Annotated in this window: 24 protein-coding genes; 10 read left to right on the forward strand and 14 right to left on the reverse strand. The window is 59.0% G+C overall.

The features are described from left to right. The first annotated feature begins 169 nt into the window (after positions 1–169). Complete coding sequence (locus AC0V6M_RS03725) at positions 170–799, forward strand: TetR/AcrR family transcriptional regulator (protein WP_486137520.1); 630 nt, start codon at positions 170–172, stop codon at positions 797–799. A 29-nt stretch (positions 800–828) separates the two neighbouring features. Here the strand turns inward: AC0V6M_RS03725 and AC0V6M_RS03730 are convergent, their stop codons facing one another. From AC0V6M_RS03730 to argB, 5 genes are all read right to left on the reverse strand, one after another. Further along, a complete protein-coding gene (locus tag AC0V6M_RS03730; protein WP_486137521.1) occupies positions 829–1,467 on the reverse strand; it encodes a MarC family protein in 639 nt (212 codons plus the stop codon). A gap of 5 nt (positions 1,468–1,472) precedes the next feature. After that, positions 1,473–2,231 carry a hypothetical protein gene (locus AC0V6M_RS03735; RefSeq protein ID WP_486137522.1) on the reverse strand — a complete coding sequence of 253 codons (759 nt, stop codon included), beginning with the start codon at positions 2,229–2,231 and terminating at the stop codon, positions 1,473–1,475. Then, positions 2,228–3,121 (reverse strand): bifunctional methylenetetrahydrofolate dehydrogenase/methenyltetrahydrofolate cyclohydrolase FolD, encoded by an 894-nt coding sequence (gene folD, locus AC0V6M_RS03740; RefSeq protein WP_486137523.1) that lies wholly within the window; start codon positions 3,119–3,121, stop codon positions 2,228–2,230. Before folD ends, AC0V6M_RS03735 begins: the two co-directional genes overlap by 4 nt. 31 nt (positions 3,122–3,152) lie before the next feature. Next, positions 3,153–3,446: a YggT family protein gene (locus AC0V6M_RS03745; protein ID WP_472640829.1), complete on the reverse strand. Its 294-nt coding sequence runs from the start codon at positions 3,444–3,446 to the stop codon at positions 3,153–3,155. Positions 3,447–3,554: 108 nt separating this feature from the next. Beyond that, a complete protein-coding gene (argB, locus tag AC0V6M_RS03750; protein WP_486137524.1) occupies positions 3,555–4,457 on the reverse strand; it encodes an acetylglutamate kinase in 903 nt (300 codons plus the stop codon). Positions 4,458–4,706: 249 nt separating this feature from the next. Here argB and AC0V6M_RS03755 point away from each other — a divergent pair, with 249 nt between their 5' ends. The 5 genes from AC0V6M_RS03755 to AC0V6M_RS03775 all read left to right on the forward strand — a co-directional run bounded on the left by AC0V6M_RS03755 (position 4,707) and on the right by AC0V6M_RS03775 (position 7,632). Further along, complete coding sequence (locus tag AC0V6M_RS03755) at positions 4,707–5,039, forward strand: BufA1 family periplasmic bufferin-type metallophore (RefSeq protein WP_486137525.1); 333 nt, start codon at positions 4,707–4,709, stop codon at positions 5,037–5,039. Positions 5,040–5,208: 169 nt separating this feature from the next. Further along, entirely contained in the window at positions 5,209–5,676 is a 468-nt protein-coding gene (locus AC0V6M_RS03760; protein WP_486137526.1) for a thermonuclease family protein, read from the forward strand. A gap of 99 nt (positions 5,677–5,775) precedes the next feature. Continuing rightward, positions 5,776–6,174, forward strand: a complete 399-nt coding sequence (locus tag AC0V6M_RS03765; protein ID WP_486137527.1) for a DUF4870 family protein — start codon at positions 5,776–5,778, stop codon at positions 6,172–6,174. Between the two features lie 195 nt (positions 6,175–6,369). After that, positions 6,370–6,843, forward strand: a complete 474-nt coding sequence (locus AC0V6M_RS03770; RefSeq protein WP_486137528.1) for a thermonuclease family protein — start codon at positions 6,370–6,372, stop codon at positions 6,841–6,843. Between the two features lie 39 nt (positions 6,844–6,882). After that, positions 6,883–7,632: a hypothetical protein gene (locus AC0V6M_RS03775; RefSeq protein ID WP_486137529.1), complete on the forward strand. Its 750-nt coding sequence runs from the start codon at positions 6,883–6,885 to the stop codon at positions 7,630–7,632. Positions 7,633–7,817: 185 nt separating this feature from the next. On the opposite strand, the gene AC0V6M_RS03780 is transcribed toward AC0V6M_RS03775, so the two are convergent. Further along, the gene (locus tag AC0V6M_RS03780) at positions 7,818–8,306 is read right to left on the reverse strand and encodes a hypothetical protein (RefSeq protein WP_486137530.1); all 489 of its coding nucleotides are present in this window, start codon (positions 8,304–8,306) and stop codon (positions 7,818–7,820) included. Positions 8,307–8,429: 123 nt separating this feature from the next. Between AC0V6M_RS03780 and AC0V6M_RS03785 the strand changes: the two genes are divergently transcribed. The 3 genes from AC0V6M_RS03785 to AC0V6M_RS03795 all read left to right on the forward strand — a co-directional run bounded on the left by AC0V6M_RS03785 (position 8,430) and on the right by AC0V6M_RS03795 (position 10,155). Beyond that, positions 8,430–9,380: a hypothetical protein gene (locus tag AC0V6M_RS03785; RefSeq protein WP_486137531.1), complete on the forward strand. Its 951-nt coding sequence runs from the start codon at positions 8,430–8,432 to the stop codon at positions 9,378–9,380. Positions 9,381–9,414: 34 nt separating this feature from the next. Further along, positions 9,415–9,699: a hypothetical protein gene (locus tag AC0V6M_RS03790; RefSeq protein ID WP_486137532.1), complete on the forward strand. Its 285-nt coding sequence runs from the start codon at positions 9,415–9,417 to the stop codon at positions 9,697–9,699. A gap of 102 nt (positions 9,700–9,801) precedes the next feature. Further along, positions 9,802–10,155 (forward strand): endonuclease domain-containing protein, encoded by a 354-nt coding sequence (locus AC0V6M_RS03795; protein WP_486137533.1) that lies wholly within the window; start codon positions 9,802–9,804, stop codon positions 10,153–10,155. A gap of 296 nt (positions 10,156–10,451) precedes the next feature. Here the strand turns inward: AC0V6M_RS03795 and AC0V6M_RS03800 are convergent, their stop codons facing one another. Together AC0V6M_RS03800 and AC0V6M_RS03805 are read right to left on the reverse strand one after the other, a co-directional pair. Next, positions 10,452–11,345 (reverse strand): AbiTii domain-containing protein, encoded by an 894-nt coding sequence (locus tag AC0V6M_RS03800; protein ID WP_486137534.1) that lies wholly within the window; start codon positions 11,343–11,345, stop codon positions 10,452–10,454. 11 nt (positions 11,346–11,356) lie between these two features. Next, the gene (locus AC0V6M_RS03805; RefSeq protein ID WP_486137535.1) at positions 11,357–12,406 is read right to left on the reverse strand and encodes a ribonucleotide-diphosphate reductase subunit beta; all 1,050 of its coding nucleotides are present in this window, start codon (positions 12,404–12,406) and stop codon (positions 11,357–11,359) included. Between the two features lie 265 nt (positions 12,407–12,671). Between AC0V6M_RS03805 and AC0V6M_RS03810 the strand changes: the two genes are divergently transcribed. Next, positions 12,672–14,120, forward strand: coding sequence for a GGDEF domain-containing protein (locus AC0V6M_RS03810; protein WP_486137536.1), 1,449 nt, complete (start codon positions 12,672–12,674; stop codon positions 14,118–14,120). Positions 14,121–14,152: 32 nt separating this feature from the next. On the opposite strand, the gene AC0V6M_RS03815 is transcribed toward AC0V6M_RS03810, so the two are convergent. The 6 genes from AC0V6M_RS03815 to AC0V6M_RS03840 form a co-directional block, all read right to left on the reverse strand. Then, positions 14,153–14,443, reverse strand: coding sequence for a hypothetical protein (locus AC0V6M_RS03815; protein WP_486137537.1), 291 nt, complete (start codon positions 14,441–14,443; stop codon positions 14,153–14,155). Then, the gene (locus AC0V6M_RS03820; protein WP_472644057.1) at positions 14,440–14,625 is read right to left on the reverse strand and encodes a hypothetical protein; all 186 of its coding nucleotides are present in this window, start codon (positions 14,623–14,625) and stop codon (positions 14,440–14,442) included. Before AC0V6M_RS03820 ends, AC0V6M_RS03815 begins: the two co-directional genes overlap by 4 nt. 2 nt (positions 14,626–14,627) lie before the next feature. Beyond that, the gene (locus AC0V6M_RS03825) at positions 14,628–14,831 is read right to left on the reverse strand and encodes a hypothetical protein (protein ID WP_472644056.1); all 204 of its coding nucleotides are present in this window, start codon (positions 14,829–14,831) and stop codon (positions 14,628–14,630) included. 36 nt (positions 14,832–14,867) lie between these two features. After that, complete coding sequence (locus AC0V6M_RS03830; protein ID WP_486137538.1) at positions 14,868–15,215, reverse strand: PilZ domain-containing protein; 348 nt, start codon at positions 15,213–15,215, stop codon at positions 14,868–14,870. 87 nt (positions 15,216–15,302) lie between these two features. After that, the gene (locus AC0V6M_RS03835; protein WP_486137539.1) at positions 15,303–15,632 is read right to left on the reverse strand and encodes a hypothetical protein; all 330 of its coding nucleotides are present in this window, start codon (positions 15,630–15,632) and stop codon (positions 15,303–15,305) included. A gap of 181 nt (positions 15,633–15,813) precedes the next feature. Next, complete coding sequence (locus AC0V6M_RS03840) at positions 15,814–17,871, reverse strand: ribonucleoside-diphosphate reductase subunit alpha (protein WP_486137540.1); 2,058 nt, start codon at positions 17,869–17,871, stop codon at positions 15,814–15,816. Positions 17,872–18,184: the final 313 nt, after the last annotated feature.

The raw sequence follows: 18,184 nt of genomic DNA on the forward strand, positions 1-18,184 counted from the left end.
CAAGACAATTCCGGCCAAAGACTGACGTCGAAAGCATGAATATGAGCGGAATGAGAGGGAGTAGAAACGCAAGCAGGTGGCATTTGAACATGCCACCCAACGGCTTCTGCAACCCCGCGTCGCAGCTCAAGGCTGGCGGACCGCCACCAACCGAACTAAACGGTTACTTATGAACGTACAGGTCTTTGCCACGCGCGGTGAGCGCACCCGCGCCCACATCATCTCCGTTGCCGCTGGCCTGTTCTGGCGCCGCAATTTTCACGGTGTTGCAGTAGACGAGGTGGCCAGCGCTGCGGAGGTGAACAAGGCGACGATCTATCGCTATTTCGCCGATAAGCGTGACCTTGCTCTGGCGGTTGTTAAGCAGCATGGAGCCGCAACTCTAGATAGGGTTTTCCGGTCTAGCGCGGAGCACCATGAAGCGCCTCAGGCCCGGCTCGCGGCGATCTATCGCCATATTTATCAAGTCCATGCCGACACCTGCGATGAAGAAGGGGATGTGCATGGTTGCCCGATTGTTGGTCTTGCGCTGGAGCTTGGCCAAGACATGCCCGAGGTGCGTTTGGAAGCAGCGCGAGTATTTGACGCAATCGAGGCACATATGTGCGAAATTGCAGCGGATGCCATCGCCTCCGGCCATGCAAAGGGCAACCCCAAGGCGCTCGGGCGCACGCTCGCTCAATTGCTTCACGGCGCATTTGCTTCGGCGCGCTTGGCATCAGAGCCGACACGTGTCCTCGACGCAGGCCGCGCATCGCTTGACCTAATCGGCTATCCTGAAACTGAAATCACTAGTTGAGACTAGGCCATAGCCTCGGCTCCGCTTGATCAAGCCGCTGGACCGCTGATCGCAAAGGCGCCGCGCAGGCCGTCGATCACATATTGCGCGGCGAGCGCGGCAAGCAGCACACCGAGCAATCGGGTGATCACCGCCTCCACCTTGTCGCCGAAAATGCGCATCAACGGACCGGCGGCAACCAGCGCAATCGCGGTGATTGCCAGCACCAGACCAAGCGCAGCGAACACTTCGGCGGTTTCTTCAAACCCGTCCGCCTCGTTCATCAGCAACATGACCGCAGCGATCGCACCGGGTCCGGCAAGCATCGGCATAGCCATCGGGAAGACAGAGACGTCCTCAACCTCGGCAGCGCTAACCTTATCGGCGCGTTCATTGCGGCGCTGTGTGCGCTTTTCGAACACCATCTCAAACGCAATCCAGAACAGCATCAGCCCGCCCGCAATCCGGAAGGAGTTGAGCTCAATGTGCAGTGCGGAGAGCAGATCTTCGCCAAAGAACGCAAAAATCACCAGAATGATCGCCGCAATACCGCTCGCCCGCAGCGCCATATTTCGGGCCTGAGCAGGTGTTGCGCCCTTGGTCAGGCCAGCGTAAATCGGTGCGCAGCCAGGCGGGTCGATAACCACAAACAGAGTGATAAAGGCAGAGACGAAAAGTTCTGGCAGCATTGCTGCTATTCCTCTGTCTCAAGCGCCAGATTGAATAACTCATCATAGGCCGTTTTCCGGCTGCCCTTGCTGAGATAATCGAGCACAAACCGCCGACGCGTGTCGTCATAATGGACCCAGCGCCACCGCAAAGTGCCATCGCGCGACAGCTTGCCGCCCTCGGTGTAGCCTTCGCCAATTGTGACGGGCGGCGGCGAGGGAATGGTCTCGCCGCGCCGCGAACAATCGGCCACATCGGCGCGAATAGTATCGAGCGCGGTCACCACAATATCGCCCTCTTGCGGCGCCTCGCGCCGCGGCGGCTGAGGGTTGTCTGGGCCGAATACAAAATAGGAATAACGATAGTCGCTAACGCCCTGACGCTCCCACACGGCGGTGTAATTGCCGACAATGCCGTCTTTGTCGCGGAAGCGGCCCTGGCTAACGGCGGTCGCCCCATCGCAGCTCATCCAGACGCTGCGCGTGCCGAATTCCGGGGCTTCATTTGGGTCGTTGTTAAAGCCGCCAGCACTGGCGACATCGACCACCCCTTCGCCAAGATGGATCTGGCCGCTCAAAGTCGCGAATTGCCTTAGCGCTGTGCGCACGCCTTGCTCTTGGCCGGTGCGGGAAAAGGCAACCTCAGTCGCAACAATGCGGCTTGGCTGAGCCTCGCCCGGCACGCCAATGAGAACGCGGTTGATAACATCGTTTGATGGGCCGCGCTGCGGGGCTGCACAGGCAGCGAGCGCCGCTGTCATCGCGGCAATTGCGATCAGTCTCATAGCCCCTCCGGCACGGCGAGGTCCGCGTTGCGATGCGCGGCAACCAAAGTGTTGCGCAGCAGCACAGCGATCGTCATCGGGCCGACCCCGCCGGGCACGGGCGTGATCGCAGCGGCCACTTCGCTGGCCTCGTCATAGGCCACATCGCCAACGAGCCGCCCCTTCTCTGCGCCGGGTTCTGGCGGCAGCCGGTTAATGCCTACATCAATCACAGTTGCGCCATCCTTTAGCCAGTCCTTGCCGATCATCTCTGGACGGCCAACTGCGGCAACGACGATGTCCGCGCGCTTAACAACCCCGGCGAGATCCTTGGTCCGGCTGTGCGCGATGGTGACCGTGGCATTGGCATCCAGCAGCAGCTGAGCCATCGGTTTGCCCACGATGTTGGAGCGACCAATCACAACCGCCTCCAGACCGGAAAGATCGCCCAGCCGGTCAGCCAGCAGCATCATACAGCCCAGCGGCGTGCATGGGACAAAACCCGATTGGCCGACCGAAAGCCGACCGGCATTGATCACGTGAAAGCCATCGACGTCCTTGTCCGGGCTGATCGAGGCGATGATCGATTGTTCATCGAGATGGCTGGGCAGCGGCAGTTGAACCAAGATGCCATCGACCGCATCATCATTGTTGAGCTGATCCACCAGCGCCAGCAAATCCGCCTCGCTGGTGTCTGCGGGCAGACGATGCTCAAAACTCTCCATATTGGCAGCGACGGTCGCCTTGCCTTTGGAACGGACATAGACATTACTCGCCGGATCCTCTCCCACCAACACCACGGCGAGGCCCGGCTTGCGCCCGGCGGCCTCGGCAAATGCCGCCGCCGATGCGCCAACACGCTCGCGCAATTTGGCTGCAAAGGCTTTTCCGTCAATTCGTGTGGCGGTCATTCTGGCAGACTTCCCATTGATTTACGTGAGGTCAGACGCTGTTGATCACGGCGCCCAGGATGATGAGGATGATTTGCAGCGTGATGATCAGCACCAAGGGCGAGAAATCAATCGCGCCGGTTGCTGGCATGATGTTGCGGATCGGGCGCAGCACCGGGTCCAGCAGGCTGTTAATCGAATTGTAGAACGACATCAGAAACTGATTGGATGGGCTCACCACGTTAAAGGCGAACAGCAGGCCAATCACAAATTGGATGATGATGAGCATGATCAGCGCGCTCGTGAGCAGCGAGACAATGTCGTAAACGGCGTATAATCCTTGCATCGTTTGGTCTTTTCATTGGTGGGTGGGGCAATTGCTGCACCACTCGGTTGAAGTCCCTAAGGCCGTATTACCCGACTAATACGCTTCATTCCAGCATTAACAGCGGTTTCACGCGCGCACCAGCGTGCCAGCGCCGCGTGCTGTGAAGAATTCGAGCAGCATTGCGTGCGCCACCCGGCCATCCAGGACAACCGCCGCTTCGCAGCCGGATTCGACCGCCGTTACGCAGGTCTCCAGCTTGGGTACCATGCCACCTTTGATCACGCCGCTGTCGCGTAAGGTCCCGATCTGCGCCGGGTTGAGATCGGTCAAAAGTTCGCCGTCTGCATCGAGCACGCCCGCCACATCAGTGAGCAGAAACAGGCGCGCTGCCCCCAGCGCGGCGGCAATCGCGCCGGCCATCGTGTCCGCGTTGATATTGTAAGTCGCGCCGTCTTCTCCCGCCGCGATCGGCGCGATCACGGGGATCATTCCAGCGGTAACCGCGGTGTCGATAACGCTGGTATCGACCTCTGCTGGTTCGCCGACAAAGCCGAGGTCGACCACTTGTTCGATGTGGCTTTCCGGGTCGCGCGTGGTCCGCTCCACTTTGCGTGCGCGCACCAGCCCGCCATCTTTGCCAGAGATACCCAGCGCCTTGCCGCCCGCCTCGGCCAGCCAGCCAACCAGCTGTTTGTTGATCGCGCCGGACAGGACCATCTCTGCAACCTTTGCGGTCGCTTCATCGGTGACGCGCAGGCCATCGACAAAGGTGGTCTCAACGCCCAGCTTCTCCAGCATCTCGCCAATTTGCGGGCCGCCGCCGTGCACCACGACCGGGTTAATCCCAACCGCCCTTAGCAGCACAATATCCTCAGCAAAGTCGCGCGCGGCCTGAGGATTGCCCATCGCATGCCCGCCATATTTCACCACAAAAGTGCGCCCGGCGTAACGCTGAAAATAGGGCAGTGCCTCGATCAAGACCTGCGCTTTGGCGATCTCTTGGGCTTGCGGCTCGCTGGATGCGGTCATGGATAGCGCTCTTCTTTGCTCAAACTTTGCGGGCGCGCCCGAGGCTGTGATGGCCCGGACGCTGAGCGCAGCGCTTAGCGGCTAACTCGCTCGCTGGAAAGCGCTGTGCAGAGCTGCGTTCACGTCAAATTGCACGCGCAGACTTGCAATTGAATTGCATCGGCGCGTAACCTTTCCGCCGCGGACTGCGAACTGCTCAGTGGGCGGTGCGTGCACTACCACCGCCGATTGGATTTTTTGGAGGACATTATGATCACTACTCGCACTAAAGGTTCTTTCACTCTCGCAATCGCTGCAGGCCTTGCGGCGGCATGTTCAGGCGGTGGCTCGGCCCCAGCCGAAGACGGCGCAGCCAGCACCGAAGCAGAAGCTCTGGCAGCGGCCGGTGGCGGCGAGAAAGAGAAATGCTTTGGCGTTTCACTCGCTGGCAAGAACGACTGTGCAGCGGGCCCAGGCACAAGCTGTGCTGGCACCAGCACCGAAGACTATCAAGGCAACGCCTGGACCTATGTTGATGCTGGCACATGCGTCGACATCGAAACGCCAAACGGCAACGGTTCGCTGACCGAAATCACCGCTTAAGCTGGCGGACATCCGGGCGCTGACCCGGATCTAAAGTGATAAAGGGCCGCTGGGAGCAATCCTTAGCGGCCCTTTGCTTTGGCGCGCTGGAGACTGCTACACGCCCGCCATGTTCAAAGGACGAGCACGCAAACGGCGACGAAGCTGGTGGGCATCGGCGCGCGTGATTGTGCTGGCCGCCGTCGTCACCGGGCTATGGTGGTTTGTGTATCGCCCGCTCACTGCGACAGGCGAATGGATCGCGGTCGAGAACGACTACGGATTGTGCGGCGTTCGCGGCAACAGCCCAGTGCGAGGCTGTGTGATTGACGGCGATACGCTGGCCATCGGCTTTGACGAGGAGGCCCGCCGCATCCGCTTCACCGGGTACGACGCACCCGAGCTGGACGGAGCCTGCGGTGCGGAGCGGACCCGCGCCATCAAGGCTCGGGATTTCCTCCATGCATGGCTCAGCGAGGGCGCGTTTGAGTGGAGCGGCGCGGACGAACCGCCCTATGACCAATATGGCCGCGAGCTGCGCGAGGTGCGGCGCAAGCAGCCAGGCAATCGCTATGAATATTTGGCCGATACGATGATCGAACGCGATCTCGCCGCCGCATCGGGCTGGGGCACAGCCCCACGCGATTGGTGCGAGTGAGCGCGAGGACGCGGCGCCGTGCTGTGGATGGGAGCAGTTGCACAACACGCACGTTACGTTACGTAGGGACACGTAAACGCATCTTATGGGGATCATGCAATGAACGATACGAACACCAACAGCCCAGAGCCAAGCTCTGGCAATCGCCAACCTGCGCCGCAAAATGGCGGCTTCGACGCCAACCGTCCGACTATCATCAGCCTGCTCTATCTCGCCAGCTTTGTGACCGGAATCACCGGCCTTGTTGGCATCGTTCTCGCCCATGTGTGGAAGGGCGAAGATCAAGAGCCGTGGATGGCTTCGCACTACACCTATCTGATCCGCACGTTCTGGATTGGTTTCGCCGCCTCGATCGTCGCAGGTCTGCTGACCTTCGTGCTGATCGGCTTGCTGCTGCTGCCAGTCATCGCCGTCTGGGTTGGCGTGCGCAGCGTAATGAGCTTCCTCAAAGCGCAGAAGCAAGAGCCTATGCCAGACCCAGAGACGCTGGCGTTCTAAGGCTCGCCTAACACCGCGCTGCTGGCAGCGCTTGACCCACGATCGGGGCCGGCCATGCGCTGGCCCCTTTTCGCGTTCTGGTGCTCGGCTGTGATGCCGTTCACTGATCCCGCCTTTCCGCAGTGCCTCGATAGGTAGCAACCCTCGGGGTTGTAGCGAATGATGTCTTGAGCCTCGCCCGGCCATTGCCCGGGGATGACTCATCGCACCTACTCCCTCCGCCTGCCTCTGATCTTCGCATCCTTGGCCGCGCTCATCACCGCCGCGTTCACCCCACTGCACACCCAAGCCGATGCGAGCGAAGCGGCGGATACCGAACGCGCCCGCTTCCCGGTGTGTGTTGGCGTCGGCCGGATCACCTGCATCGTCGATGGCGACACCATCTGGTATCAAGGGACCAAGATCCGCATCGCCGATATCGACACGCCAGAGGTCGCCCGACCCGCTTGCCAGCGCGAGGCCCGGCTCGGAGATGAGGCAACAGTCCGCATGCAGGCGCTGCTTAACGCTGGCCCCTTCAGCTTTCAGCCCAGCGCCGATGGCCGTACCGCTGACCGCTATGGCCGCGCGCTCCGGGTCGTAACACGCGGCGGGCAGAGCCTGGGCATGACGCTGGTTCGCGAGGGCCTTGCCGAGGAGTGGGGCGGGCCGCGCATCGACTGGTGCTGAGCGGGTGGCGCGAGGCAGGCCGCGCTGATACCAAGCGGCATGATCACATCCCTCAGATTCGCCGCCACTGGCATCGCCGCCCTTGCCCTCACCGCCGCTTGCACCCAGCCAGCCGACAACACCGCCGCATCGCCAGCGGCGGGCGCTGACACTCAGGCTGAGTTCTGGACTGCGCTCTCCAGCCACTGCGGCAAGGCTTATGCCGGCCAGCTCACCAGCGAGGACGAAGCGGATGCGGACTTCGTCGGCAAGGCCATGGTCATGCAGGTCCGCGAATGCAGCGACACGCGCATCGCGATCCCCTTTCAGATCGAGACCGAGCCCGGCGTATGGGACCGATCACGCACCTGGCTGATCACCAAGACCGACGCCGGCCTGCGCCTCAAGCATGACCACCGCCATGAGGACGGCGAGGAGGATGCGGTCACCATGTATGGCGGCGACACAGCCGATGCTGGCACCGCAATCCGTCAGGAGTTCCCCGTCGACGCCGAGAGCATCGCCCTGTTTGAACGCCCTGAGTTCGAGGGCGCTTACTGCGCCTCCATCGTCAACACGTGGAGCGTCGAGGTCGACCCAGCGGGCAGTGAGACGCCCACCTTCGCCTATACTCTCACCCGCCCGATCCGCATGGGCCGCCCCAAAAGCGACGATGGCTCGTGCGAGGCCCGCTACACGGGCCGCACCTTCCGGGTCGAGTTCGACCTCGCCAATGAGGTGGAGGCCCCGCCCCCGCCTGGGGCCAGGTGTAGCCGCACGCCGCGCCCGCACTCGGTTCGTCGCTGCTGAGCCACGCTTGGAACGCCTGGAACACAGTCTTAGCGCTTAAATCCAATCGATCACAAAACGGCGTATTGATCGCTTTTTCCGATTGAAGCTGCGCGTGGTCCATCCGCGCCATATACCCGCGCATGGGCTCTGTAGGAAAGCGATGCGGGCCACTGACCGCGCGCGCCCATCACCACCTCAAATCCCTATTCGCTGCCGTCGCTGCGCCCGCCGGTGATGCCGAAGCCTTCGATCGCGCGGTCTTCAATATGGCCGCGGTGGTACATGTCGATATGCACCAGCGTTTCGGCCGGTTCGCTGCCCTCACAGGTCACCGCATATCCATCGACGATATTGCCATAGGGCGACATGCCCATGCTGCTTACGCGGTAAAATTTGGGCCGCGAAAGATCCTGGCAGCGCAGGCGCGAGAGATAGGCGCGCTGGCCCGGCGGCATATGCGCGCGCACCGGATTTTCTGCCGAGCCCAGCGGGTACGCACTGGCCGCTTCAATAGCCGCCTCTAGCTCAGCGCCGCTCGTGGCAGAATTGCCCGCCAGCATGCTCGCCAGAACATCGGCATCCGCATCGGACGCCGCGCTGGCCGAGGCAACGCGGCTGTCATCGCCGGTGCTGCATCCGGTCAGCATCGCCGATGCCAAAACGCCCAGAACGCTGCTGGTCAGAACTCGCATGATATTGTCTCCCCCTCAAGTCGCTGCATGAGACCCTAGAATAAAGCCTGAGATTTTCCCAAAAGAAATGATATATATTGTCTCGCTTGTTTGAAATGGGGGGTGAAGACTATGCGATTTTCCATGAAACTTGGCGCGGCGCTGGCGATGATCGCGCCGGTCGCGGTGGCGGCACAATCGGGCCTGACCCCGGCCAGTTTGAAGGCGAGCGGCCTCAATTACGAAAGCGAAGTCACCGCGCTGTATCTGGGTGATTTTGCCAATGCGCGGATGCAGCCAGAGGGCAATGCCTATGCGTTTCTGCTGAACGAATATATCAACGCGTTCTCTCGGCGATGCCCGGCGCAATTGCCCGCCAATAAAGTGGAGATCATGGCCACCCGCTGTGTCCGAGAAACGGTGACTCGTGATGGCTGGGGCACAGAGATCAGCCGCACCTGCTCTCAGTCGGAGACTTACGGGACCGGGCGCTTTGCCGATCCGGCCCTGCTGCGCATATCGAGCAATCTTGAGGCGAAGCAATCGCGCGAAATCCTGGGCAGTATCATCCCCAATGGCAATGATCCCGCCGCCACCGCACGCCGAATGACCGATATCGCACTCGCGGCAAAGGGCGATATGGATGCGCTGCTGGGCCAGAACAGCTGCAGCAGCGCGGCGGTAAAGCGGTTTCAAGCCAATCTGGAGCGGTTCGGAACAGGTAAAGCACCCTTGCAGCTCGCGAACAAAGCGACCCTCGCCTTCACGCGCGGCGGCGCGGCCTATGTGAAATCCGATTACGGCAAGCTGGTCGATGCGCTGATCCGGGAGAACGCGCGCGGATGGATGATGAACCGCTATGTCGGGGGCAGCGTGTCGGGCGTGTCCGTGGCGAGCACCGATGCCGCTGGCCGCCCCACCGCGATCAGCGCGCGTTACCGGTTTAACCAGCTGGGCCAGATCGCCAATGGCAATGTTCGCGTGACCTACCGCGATGGCCGCCCGGCGTGTTTGTACTTCTTCGACGCCCCCAGCACATGCCGAGTGCCCAGCCCCGGCGTCGTGACCGCCTATGAAAAGGGGGAATTTCGCTAGGGGAGAGATTAGCGAGCCGCAAGGGCGCCAAGAGTTGAGGGCACCCGCCCGCAGCGATGCGACCGAAGGTCGCGTGAGCGAGGATAGCCTAAGTGAGCGGATGCGAACGCCGGCGCTTGAGGCTCAAACATACACAAACCCCCAAATCCTCCTGCGCGATTTCTCTGGCGCAACCGCAAGCTGGCTGTCGATTGGGCCCGGCGAGGGCAGCACGGTTTTGATGTTTGGCAGCTGGCTAACCCGGCCCGACCGCCCGCTCGTCAAAGCCGCGATCCCGTTTCATGTGTGGTATTCGAAAGTGCTGCTGGGCGGGGTTTGATTTTTTCGTGCTGCGCAAGCGCATCCGCGAGGCTTGCAGTCGCTAACTCTAATTACTCCCCTCCCGCTTGCGGGAGGGGCTGGGGGTGGGCAAAAGAACACCATGCCCAATTGGCAACCTCGCAATACCAAACGCGCCCGTACCTTGCGCAATGAAGCGACACCAGCAGAGCGCTCCTTATGGGAGCGCCTGTCGCGCCGTCAACTTGGCGTGAAGTTCAGTCGGCAAATGCCAGTTGGCCCCTATTTCGCGGATTTCCTCTGTCGCGAATTGAAGCTCGTCATCGAGCTCGATGGGCATAGCCACGATGTCAGTCCACAGCGCGATGAGACCCGCGATCAGTGGATGGTCGCACAGGGATACAATGTCTTGCGATTTACCAATGCGGAGGTGCTTGAGAATGATGATGGGGTGGTGATGGCTGTCCGCGAGGAAATCGCGCGTCTTAAAGGGTGAGCGTTTTTGCTCGAGGACAGAGCCTTGCCGGAGCTAGACGTGCCTCGGGTGCGATCAGACCAAGCCTCGCCCACCCCTAACCCCTCCCGTAAACGGTAGGGGGACTCGGTAGAGTTAGGCTTTCGCCCTCCCGGCAGCCGGCTAACCCGGCCCGACCGCCCGCTCGTCAAAGCCGCGATTCCGTTTCATGTGTGGTATTCTAAGGTGCTGCTGAGCGGGGTTTGATTTTCTGGCTTCAAGCAAGAAAGTCCCATCGACAAATGAGTCGAGGTTACGCTCACATGACGGCACTTTGATTAGGTGGAGCTAATGAGATTTGTCATTGCCCCAATGATACCTTGAGCAGCGAGGTTTCCAGATGCCCCTTCGAGAACAGTTCTCAGAGAATTGAAGATTTGACTGACTTTCTGAGAAGATGGTTCGTTCTCGGCCGCTTCGCCTTCCAACTCTTCGACTAAATTGCGCACTTCTGCTTGGCACTCAGTAGGTAGAGCAGGAACTGCATCAGAAACTTGTGTGGCAAACGCTTCAATTTTCTCGGCAGAGATATTTCCCGAAATCGAGGTGAAATTTGCTGCTTCGGCCCGTCCACTGACATCTCCGAGGACTCCGATATTTCCCCCATAGATATTGTTAGTCACCATCCGTGCTTCTCTCTTGTCGTCATTTCCAAAGGTCAGACCATCACCAGAGATGCCTAGCCGCTCCAGTTCAAGGCACCAATCCAGCATCTTGTTACGAACAAAGTCCAATGCTGCGACGGCCTCTGCTTCCGAGAAGTGAAGAGCAACATCCATCCTTGCAGGTAACTGCTTTTGAACTTCTTCCGAAATCTTAGGATTATATACCATCATAAGACCACTGCCTTCGGAAGAACTGACCATATGCTCAAGCTCAGTAACGGACTGGTTCAAGTAGACTGTTCTTAGGATGTTTCCGAACCAATCATCTCCTGTGTGGATGGGCTGCCATCCGTGATACGGATTGAAAACTTTCGGCTGACCCGCCCCTGTTCTATGCGCTGGCAGTTCTTTCGGAGAGCATTCATATCCGCTTAGTTCAGCATCCAACCAAACCCGCAAATCATTGAGGTCGAGTTTCGATGCGAGCACCTTCGCACGCCGCAAAATTGTCGGGACCGGCACACTAGGATCAACACAAGCCTCTTGAAGCTCTTGAACAAGGCCCATTTTTAGTCGTGCTACTCCGCCGCTTCGGTTTCTCCGAACATATCCGGGCCATCGCTGTCCGCGGCCACTTCGTTTGCGGCGTTGGCTTTCTGGCGGTTGTCGAAGCTGGACCATACGGTGTTCCAGTCGCCCTTGGTCGCGCCTTTTGAATATTCGGTTGCGCGGGTTTCGAAGAAGTTTGCGTGCTCAACACCGTTCAGCAGCGGGCTGAGCCATGGCAGTGGGTGCTCGTCGATCATGTAGATCGGTTGAAGGCCCAGCTGGCCCAGGCGCCAATCGGCGATGTAGCGGATGTACTTCTTGATTTCCTTCGCGCTCATCCCGTTGACCGGGCCCATTTCAAACGCGAGGTCGATGAACGCATCTTCGAGGCGTACGGTCTTTTGACAGACATCGACGATGTCTTCCTTCACCGCCTTGGTCAGGCAGTCGCGTTCCTCCACGAAGGTGTGGAACATCTTGATGATGCCTTCGCAGTGCAGCGATTCGTCGCGCACGGACCAGCTGACGATTTGTCCCATGCCCTTCATCTTGTTGAAGCGCGGGAAGTTCATCAGCATCGCGAAGCTCGCGAACAATTGCAGCCCTTCGGTAAAGCCGCCGAACATGGCGAGCGTGCGGGCGATATCCTCGTCGGTGTCGACGGTGAATTGCTGCATGTAATCGTGCTTGTCGGCCATTTCCTCATATTCGAGGAAGGCGGAATATTCGCTTTCCGGCATGCCGATCGTGTCGAGCAGGTGGCTGTACGCCGCGATATGCACCGTCTCCATATTGGAGAATGCGGTGAGCATCATTTTGATCTCGGTCGGCTTGAACACCCGGCCATATTTGTCGTGATAGCAATCCTGCACTTCGACGTCAGCCTGAGTGAAGAATCGGAAGATTTGCGTGAGCAGATTGCGCTCGTGCTCGGTGATCTTTTGCGCCCAATCACGGCAATCCTCACCCAGCGGCACTTCCTCTGGCATCCAGTGGATCTGCTGTTGACGTTTCCAGAAGTCGTAAGCCCACGGATATTCGAACGGCTTGTAGGTCTTACGGGCTTCGAGCAACGACATGTGGTGTTCCTTAGATTGGTGTTCTTGAGCTCTTATAGGGAATCAAACTACGAAAACGAAGGCAAGGATGGACTCAACGCCGGGGATAAACCGTGCAAAATGTGAGTCGAACCGTGCGAGCGCTTAAGGGCTTTCCGCAGTCTTGCAGACCATGCAACGAGCACACGCGCGTCTGGCGCAAGTGTCACCATCTGCGCGCACCAAGGGCATAGCATATGATGCGATCCTAACCCAGAATTAAGCACCTCTTGCTAGGCGCGCGGTAATGGGAGTTTTACAGCAGTTTTTTCCGGCGCATGACGCGCTGGCGCAAGCGTCACGCGAGACTGATGGCTCGGATGCGAGCGGCCGCGTGGATGCAGCGGCGGCCCGCGTGCCTGATCTGACGCCAGACCTGACGCCGCAAGCGCTCTCATCCGCCCTATTTGCGCCCATCCACGAGACCGGCGATACGCAGGCTGAGGGCATGGAAACCAGCGGACCGCACCTTGATTCTGCCGCGCTCGACACGGTCATCCGCAATCGCGCTGCGAAACATGCCTGGCCATTGGCGATCCGCCAGAATTATGTACGTGAGACCATGGCCCGGCAAAAATCGGATCATCAGTTTCTGCTAGTGTTGGGCTTTCTAGTCACGGTCCTCACGATTGTGTTGGACTTTATGATGCACCCGGAAATGGCTGTGGCGGGCGCATGGCTGAGGGCGTTTACGATCCTGCCGATCACCGTGCTCGGCCTGGTGGCGGGCGCGCGTGGATGGCACCGCGTTATGTCGGTTTGCCTGGGCGCAGCACCGGTCGCTTTCGCCGTGATCATGGCCTATTTGGGCCTGCAAATGTCGGCGGAAAACACCGCCCGTTTTCTAACCACGACAGCGCTGATAGTTGGCATTGCCAATGTCATCCTGCCGTTTTCGATCCGCCAGCTTTTGGCCTTCAACGCCGCCTTTATCATCGCCACGTTCGGCACCGTGATCCTGACCGCACAGTATAGTTATCTTGCCTACCTCGACTATCTTGCGCTGCTGTGCGTGGTGACCGCGTCGACCGTGCCGCTGGCATACCGGTTCGAGCGGCTGCGCCAGCACAATTTCCTCCTCCATTTGCGCGCCTCGGCAACCTCGCGAGAGCTGACCGTAGCGAACCGCGCCCTGCGAGAACTGTCAGAGCGAGACCCGCTCACCGGATTGGCCAACCGACGCCATTTTGAGCAAGCCTTTGCCAAGAAGGTTGCACTGGCGGTCAAGGGTGATGATGCCGGCGCCATGCTGTCACGCGGGCGAACCGCCGTGATGATGATCGATCTGGACAGCTTCAAATTGTTCAACGACACCAATGGGCATCAGGCGGGCGATCAATGCCTGATACTGGTCGCCCGCGCATTGCAGCGCGTGTTCAGCGACAGCGAAGGGATCGTCGCGCGCTATGGCGGGGAGGAATTTGTCGCCGCCATCTGTGAGCGCACACCCGGCGATGCCGCGCGCCTGGCCGAAGACGTTCGCGAGGCGGTGGCGACGATGAAACTGCCCGCCAATGTGAACAGCGCATCGCGGATAACGGCATCTGTGGGCGTTGCTCTGGCACCAGCAAAGGCGGCCTTGCCACGCGAAGATTTGATCGAAATGGCGGATGCCGCGCTCTACAATGCGAAGCGCGGCGGCCGGGACCGGGTCGAAGTGGTCGAGGTAGAAAAGCCGCTGCGCCTCAGCGCTTGAGGCCTGCGGGCATAGCGGGCATAGCGGCGCGCTTAGCCAGAGCTGCGGCTTTTTGATCCAAAGAAGCTGCCCCCACCCAGCACCGTAATGCCGAGGAAAAAGCCAAAGTCATACCACGCGCCCTTATTGGGCACGGCGTAGACGGCAATCTCTGGATTGAAGAGCGATCCGATCCAGGCCCATGGGAAGACGAACCCATGCCAAAGTCCCCATAGGAAACCCGGCGTGCCTTCCTCGGCCGCGACCCCGGCATCAATCTGGCTGGCACAGGCCGACAGAAGCACAATCAATCCGGCGGCGGTGATGATACGCAGCGGGCTCATGACATCGTCGCCACAATCGCAACCCACAAGAACGGCAGGAAGACTAGGCCCATCACAATGTGCAGCCGCCCAGCATTGGCGGCGTGACCGGACTGATCGCCGCGGCTGCTGCGCCAACCATTGAAGATGAAAGCGAGCGCAAAAATCGTCCCGGCTATTCCGATCCAGATCTGTGGTTGCATCACTAAAACACCTCGATTGCGCCGATATCCGGCAAGAGGAACTTCAAGATAACATAGGCCAGCAAGGGAAGCGATGCTGAGGCGAGCATCATCAGATTGGCGGCGTTATTGCCCACCATTCCGCGCGCGCGCATGAACATAAAGATCGGAACTTCCGTGATCGCGATGAAGAGCAGAATTCCGGGCAGCACAATGTCCAGAGTCATGTGAGCCTCGCGTGGGTCGAGAGCGTCAGGCGGCGCTTAGACAAAACGGCGGGCCGATCCGCCCCTGCTTTCATCACTGTATGCTTTTGCCGCTGCGTTCCAATCGGCCGCCGCCAGCGCGGCAAAGACCCGGTCCGGCAGGGGCCGGGTAAAAGCTAAGCCAGCATTGCCGCCGATCTGCCAGGCGACCTCGGCCAGATGCGGCCCCGTGCCCGCGATGTAGAGGCGGACATATTCGCCGAGATTGAGCCGCCCGTGCCGGTCGTGGATCATACAGCCGCCAGCGGACAAATCCTCCAGATCAACGTCCCACTGCATCCCGCGCGATGTGCGGTATGACCCGGTGGCGTTGAGAGGGACACGTGTAGATTGCCGAGTTTTCATAGCGTTAGACATTCAACCATGACTTTGACGCAAAGAAAACCCCCTATACGCAATTGAGCAAGATCACAGGCGCTCGCCTACTAGTGATTATGCTGCCACATATTCGTCGAGACTATCGTTCAACGCTTTGGCAAGTTTCGCACGGTCAGCAGCCGTTGATTTCGGCATGATGAACACCGAGACACCGACCGGCCCAAACTCAAGGCATTCATCAAAGAGCGGATCATTCGAAATTTGACTTTGGTCAGCTACTGACAGGTCGTTTGTGGCACGAAAGCCAAATGCCTCAACTTGGAAATCCACAATAGCTGTCAAGGCATAGACACCTGGTAAGCCAGTAAAACTCTCTTTGGGATGTTTGCGTCGGAACGCAAATGATAGTCCATTTTTGCATCGAAAATTCGTCAAGTTATTCATCAAGCTACCCTCTTTTGGGGTGAAACGTTGAGAGTATCCTTGATTTCAGATCTAACCCGGCGCATTACCGGGGTGCAAAAGTGCTGAGGGGAAACTCTCAGTTCGGAGGCCCGGTTAGCGAAAGCTACCGGGCCTTTTTCTTACGGAATCTCCCCGCCAGAAAGTCTTAGATTTTGCCTAATCACTGGCAGCTCAGGCACTCATCATAATCTGTTTCTGGCACACCCAGATCGGCCTTCAGCTCAATCTCTGGTGCGTTAGCGGTGTTGTCCGCCTCCACTCCGCCGGCAAAGCCTGCGCGCTGGATTGATTTAGAGCGGAGATAATAGAGTGATTTGATGCCCTTCTCCCACGCTTGGAAGTGCGGCTGCATCAGATCCCATTTCTCAACATCGGCCGGGATGAACAGGTTCAGCGATTGCGCCTGATCGACATAAGGCGAGCGGTCAGCGGCGAATTCGAGCAGCCAGCGCTGATCAATTTCAAAGCTGGTTTTGAACGATGCCTTTTCTTCGTCGGTCAGGAAGTCGAGGTGTTGGACGCTGCCGCCCTTTTCCAAGATTGAATTCCAGACATTGTTGGAATCCTTTGACTTCTCGCGCAGCACTTTTTCCAGATACGGGTTCTTCACGATGAAGCTGCCCGACAGGGTTTTGTGCGTGTAAATGTTCGCCGGGATCGGCTCGATACAGGCCGATGTGCCGCCGCAAATGATCGAGATCGACGCGGTTGGCGCAATCGCCATCTTACAGCTGAAGCGTTCCATCGCGCCCATGTCGGCCGCATCTGGGCATGGCCCGCGTTCCTGCGCCAGCAGCATGCTCGCCTCAGACGCTTTGGCCTGAATATGCTTGAACATTTTCAGGTTCAGCGCCTTAGCCATGGCCGATTCAAAGCCGAGACCTTTTTGCTGAAGGAAAGAGTGGAAGCCCATGACGCCCAGACCCACGCTGCGCTCTCGCTCAGCAGAATATTTGGCACGGGCCATTTCGTCCGGCGCGCGGTCGATATAATCCTGCAGGACGTTATCGAGCATGCGCATCACGTCTTCGATGAACTGCTTGTCGCCGTTCCACTCATCCCATTTTTCAAGGTTGAGCGAAGACAGGCAGCACACAGCGGTGCGGTCATTGCCAAGGTGGTCAATGCCGGTTGGCAGAGTGATTTCGCTGCACAGGTTCGAGGTTGAAACCTTGAGGCCGAGATCGCGGTGATGCTTTGGCATCATGCGGTTCACTGTGTCGCTGAACACGATGTACGGCTCGCCAGTGGCAAGGCGGGTCTCAACCAGTTTCTGGAACAGGCTGCGGGCATCGACTTCGCCGCGCACTTCGCCGGTCTTAGGCGATTTGAGATCAAACATGTCGCCTGCGCGGACCGCTTCCATGAATTCGTCGGTCAGCAGCACGCCGTGGTGCAGGTTCAATGCCTTGCGGTTGAAGTCGCCTGATGGCTTACGGATTTCGAGGAATTCCTCAATTTCCGGGTGCGATACGTCAAGATAGCACGCCGCCGAACCGCGCCGCAGCGAGCCTTGCGAGATCGCCAGAGTGAGGCTGTCCATCACCCGTACGAAGGGGATGATACCGCTGGTCTTGCCATTGAGGCCAACCGGCTCACCAATGCCGCGCACATTGCCCCAATAGGTGCCAATGCCGCCGCCTTTTGACGCGAGCCAGACGTTTTCGTTCCAAGTGCCAACGATGCCGTCGAGGCTGTCTGAAACGGAGTTCAAATAGCGGCTGATCGGCAGGCCGCGCGAAGTGCCGCCGTTCGACAGCACTGGGGTCGCAGGCATGAACCACAGCTTTGAAATGTAGTCATACAGACGCTGGGCGTGGTCCTGATCATCAGCGTAGGCATCGGCCACGCGGGCGAACAGATCCTGGAAACTTTCACCGGGAAGCAGGTAACGATCGATCAGCGTCTCTTTGCCGAACTCGGTCAGATTGTCATCGCGCGAGGAATCGGTTTTCACGTCGAACCGGCGATCGTTGACCTTCTTGCTGTCAGGCTCAACCGCAGCTTTTGCCGCTTCTGTCATTGCACCAGCCAAGGCCTCGCCCGCTTTTGCGGCGACCAGTTCTTCGCTGCCTCTATCGTCTGCTTGCATGTCAATCGCCTGCTTTTCGGTTGTGCTGCCTTCGCCTGTTTTGGCCTCTGTTGGGGCCACATCAGTCTGTTGGTCGAGACCGTCGGTCACACCCATGGCTGCATCATCTCCGTTCCGAAAATCCATTATATCCTAGCCCCGCTTATGCCTCGCACTGGTTTTATCCGTACCCATGCGATGTTCTTTATGTGTTCGACTCGGCGAGATGTCCCTCACCTAGCATTAATTGTCTCCCGGGGCGCGGATTACTTATCCCCGCTACCCACAGCCCTGGCCGCATTTTCACCCATCTTCAGACCGAATCTGCCCCCATCGCAGATATGATGTCTGCGCCTGACTTTAACTAGGTCTTGTGGGTGTCCTTGCGGTAAGGACCACTAAATACTGAATCAGCGGGGCCTCAGACGCAAGAGGGTAAATGTAAATTTACCATCCAGAT

Source organism: Erythrobacter sp. JB3-1, assembly GCF_057364995.1.

Coding starts and splice junctions, on each gene's coding strand:
- AC0V6M_RS03730 (WP_486137521.1), bottom strand. CDS start 1,467: ATGCTGCCAGAACTTTTCGTCTCTGCCTTTATCACTCTGTTTGTGGTT.
- folD (WP_486137523.1), bottom strand. CDS start 3,121: ATGACCGCCACACGAATTGACGGAAAAGCCTTTGCAGCCAAATTGCGC.
- AC0V6M_RS03755 (WP_486137525.1), top strand. CDS start 4,707: ATGATCACTACTCGCACTAAAGGTTCTTTCACTCTCGCAATCGCTGCA.
- AC0V6M_RS03735 (WP_486137522.1), bottom strand. CDS start 2,231: ATGAGACTGATCGCAATTGCCGCGATGACAGCGGCGCTCGCTGCCTGT.
- AC0V6M_RS03835 (WP_486137539.1), bottom strand. CDS start 15,632: ATGAATAACTTGACGAATTTTCGATGCAAAAATGGACTATCATTTGCG.
- AC0V6M_RS03765 (WP_486137527.1), top strand. CDS start 5,776: ATGAACGATACGAACACCAACAGCCCAGAGCCAAGCTCTGGCAATCGC.
- AC0V6M_RS03820 (WP_472644057.1), bottom strand. CDS start 14,625: ATGCAACCACAGATCTGGATCGGAATAGCCGGGACGATTTTTGCGCTC.
- AC0V6M_RS03830 (WP_486137538.1), bottom strand. CDS start 15,215: ATGAAAACTCGGCAATCTACACGTGTCCCTCTCAACGCCACCGGGTCA.
- AC0V6M_RS03780 (WP_486137530.1), bottom strand. CDS start 8,306: ATGCGAGTTCTGACCAGCAGCGTTCTGGGCGTTTTGGCATCGGCGATG.
- AC0V6M_RS03770 (WP_486137528.1), top strand. CDS start 6,370: ATGACTCATCGCACCTACTCCCTCCGCCTGCCTCTGATCTTCGCATCC.
- AC0V6M_RS03825 (WP_472644056.1), bottom strand. CDS start 14,831: ATGACTCTGGACATTGTGCTGCCCGGAATTCTGCTCTTCATCGCGATC.
- AC0V6M_RS03785 (WP_486137531.1), top strand. CDS start 8,430: ATGAAACTTGGCGCGGCGCTGGCGATGATCGCGCCGGTCGCGGTGGCG.
- AC0V6M_RS03810 (WP_486137536.1), top strand. CDS start 12,672: ATGGGAGTTTTACAGCAGTTTTTTCCGGCGCATGACGCGCTGGCGCAA.
- AC0V6M_RS03840 (WP_486137540.1), bottom strand. CDS start 17,871: ATGGATTTTCGGAACGGAGATGATGCAGCCATGGGTGTGACCGACGGT.
- AC0V6M_RS03775 (WP_486137529.1), top strand. CDS start 6,883: ATGATCACATCCCTCAGATTCGCCGCCACTGGCATCGCCGCCCTTGCC.
- AC0V6M_RS03805 (WP_486137535.1), bottom strand. CDS start 12,406: ATGTCGTTGCTCGAAGCCCGTAAGACCTACAAGCCGTTCGAATATCCG.
- AC0V6M_RS03815 (WP_486137537.1), bottom strand. CDS start 14,443: ATGAGCCCGCTGCGTATCATCACCGCCGCCGGATTGATTGTGCTTCTG.
- AC0V6M_RS03800 (WP_486137534.1), bottom strand. CDS start 11,345: ATGGGCCTTGTTCAAGAGCTTCAAGAGGCTTGTGTTGATCCTAGTGTG.
- AC0V6M_RS03795 (WP_486137533.1), top strand. CDS start 9,802: ATGCCCAATTGGCAACCTCGCAATACCAAACGCGCCCGTACCTTGCGC.
- AC0V6M_RS03725 (WP_486137520.1), top strand. CDS start 170: ATGAACGTACAGGTCTTTGCCACGCGCGGTGAGCGCACCCGCGCCCAC.
- argB (WP_486137524.1), bottom strand. CDS start 4,457: ATGACCGCATCCAGCGAGCCGCAAGCCCAAGAGATCGCCAAAGCGCAG.
- AC0V6M_RS03745 (WP_472640829.1), bottom strand. CDS start 3,446: ATGCAAGGATTATACGCCGTTTACGACATTGTCTCGCTGCTCACGAGC.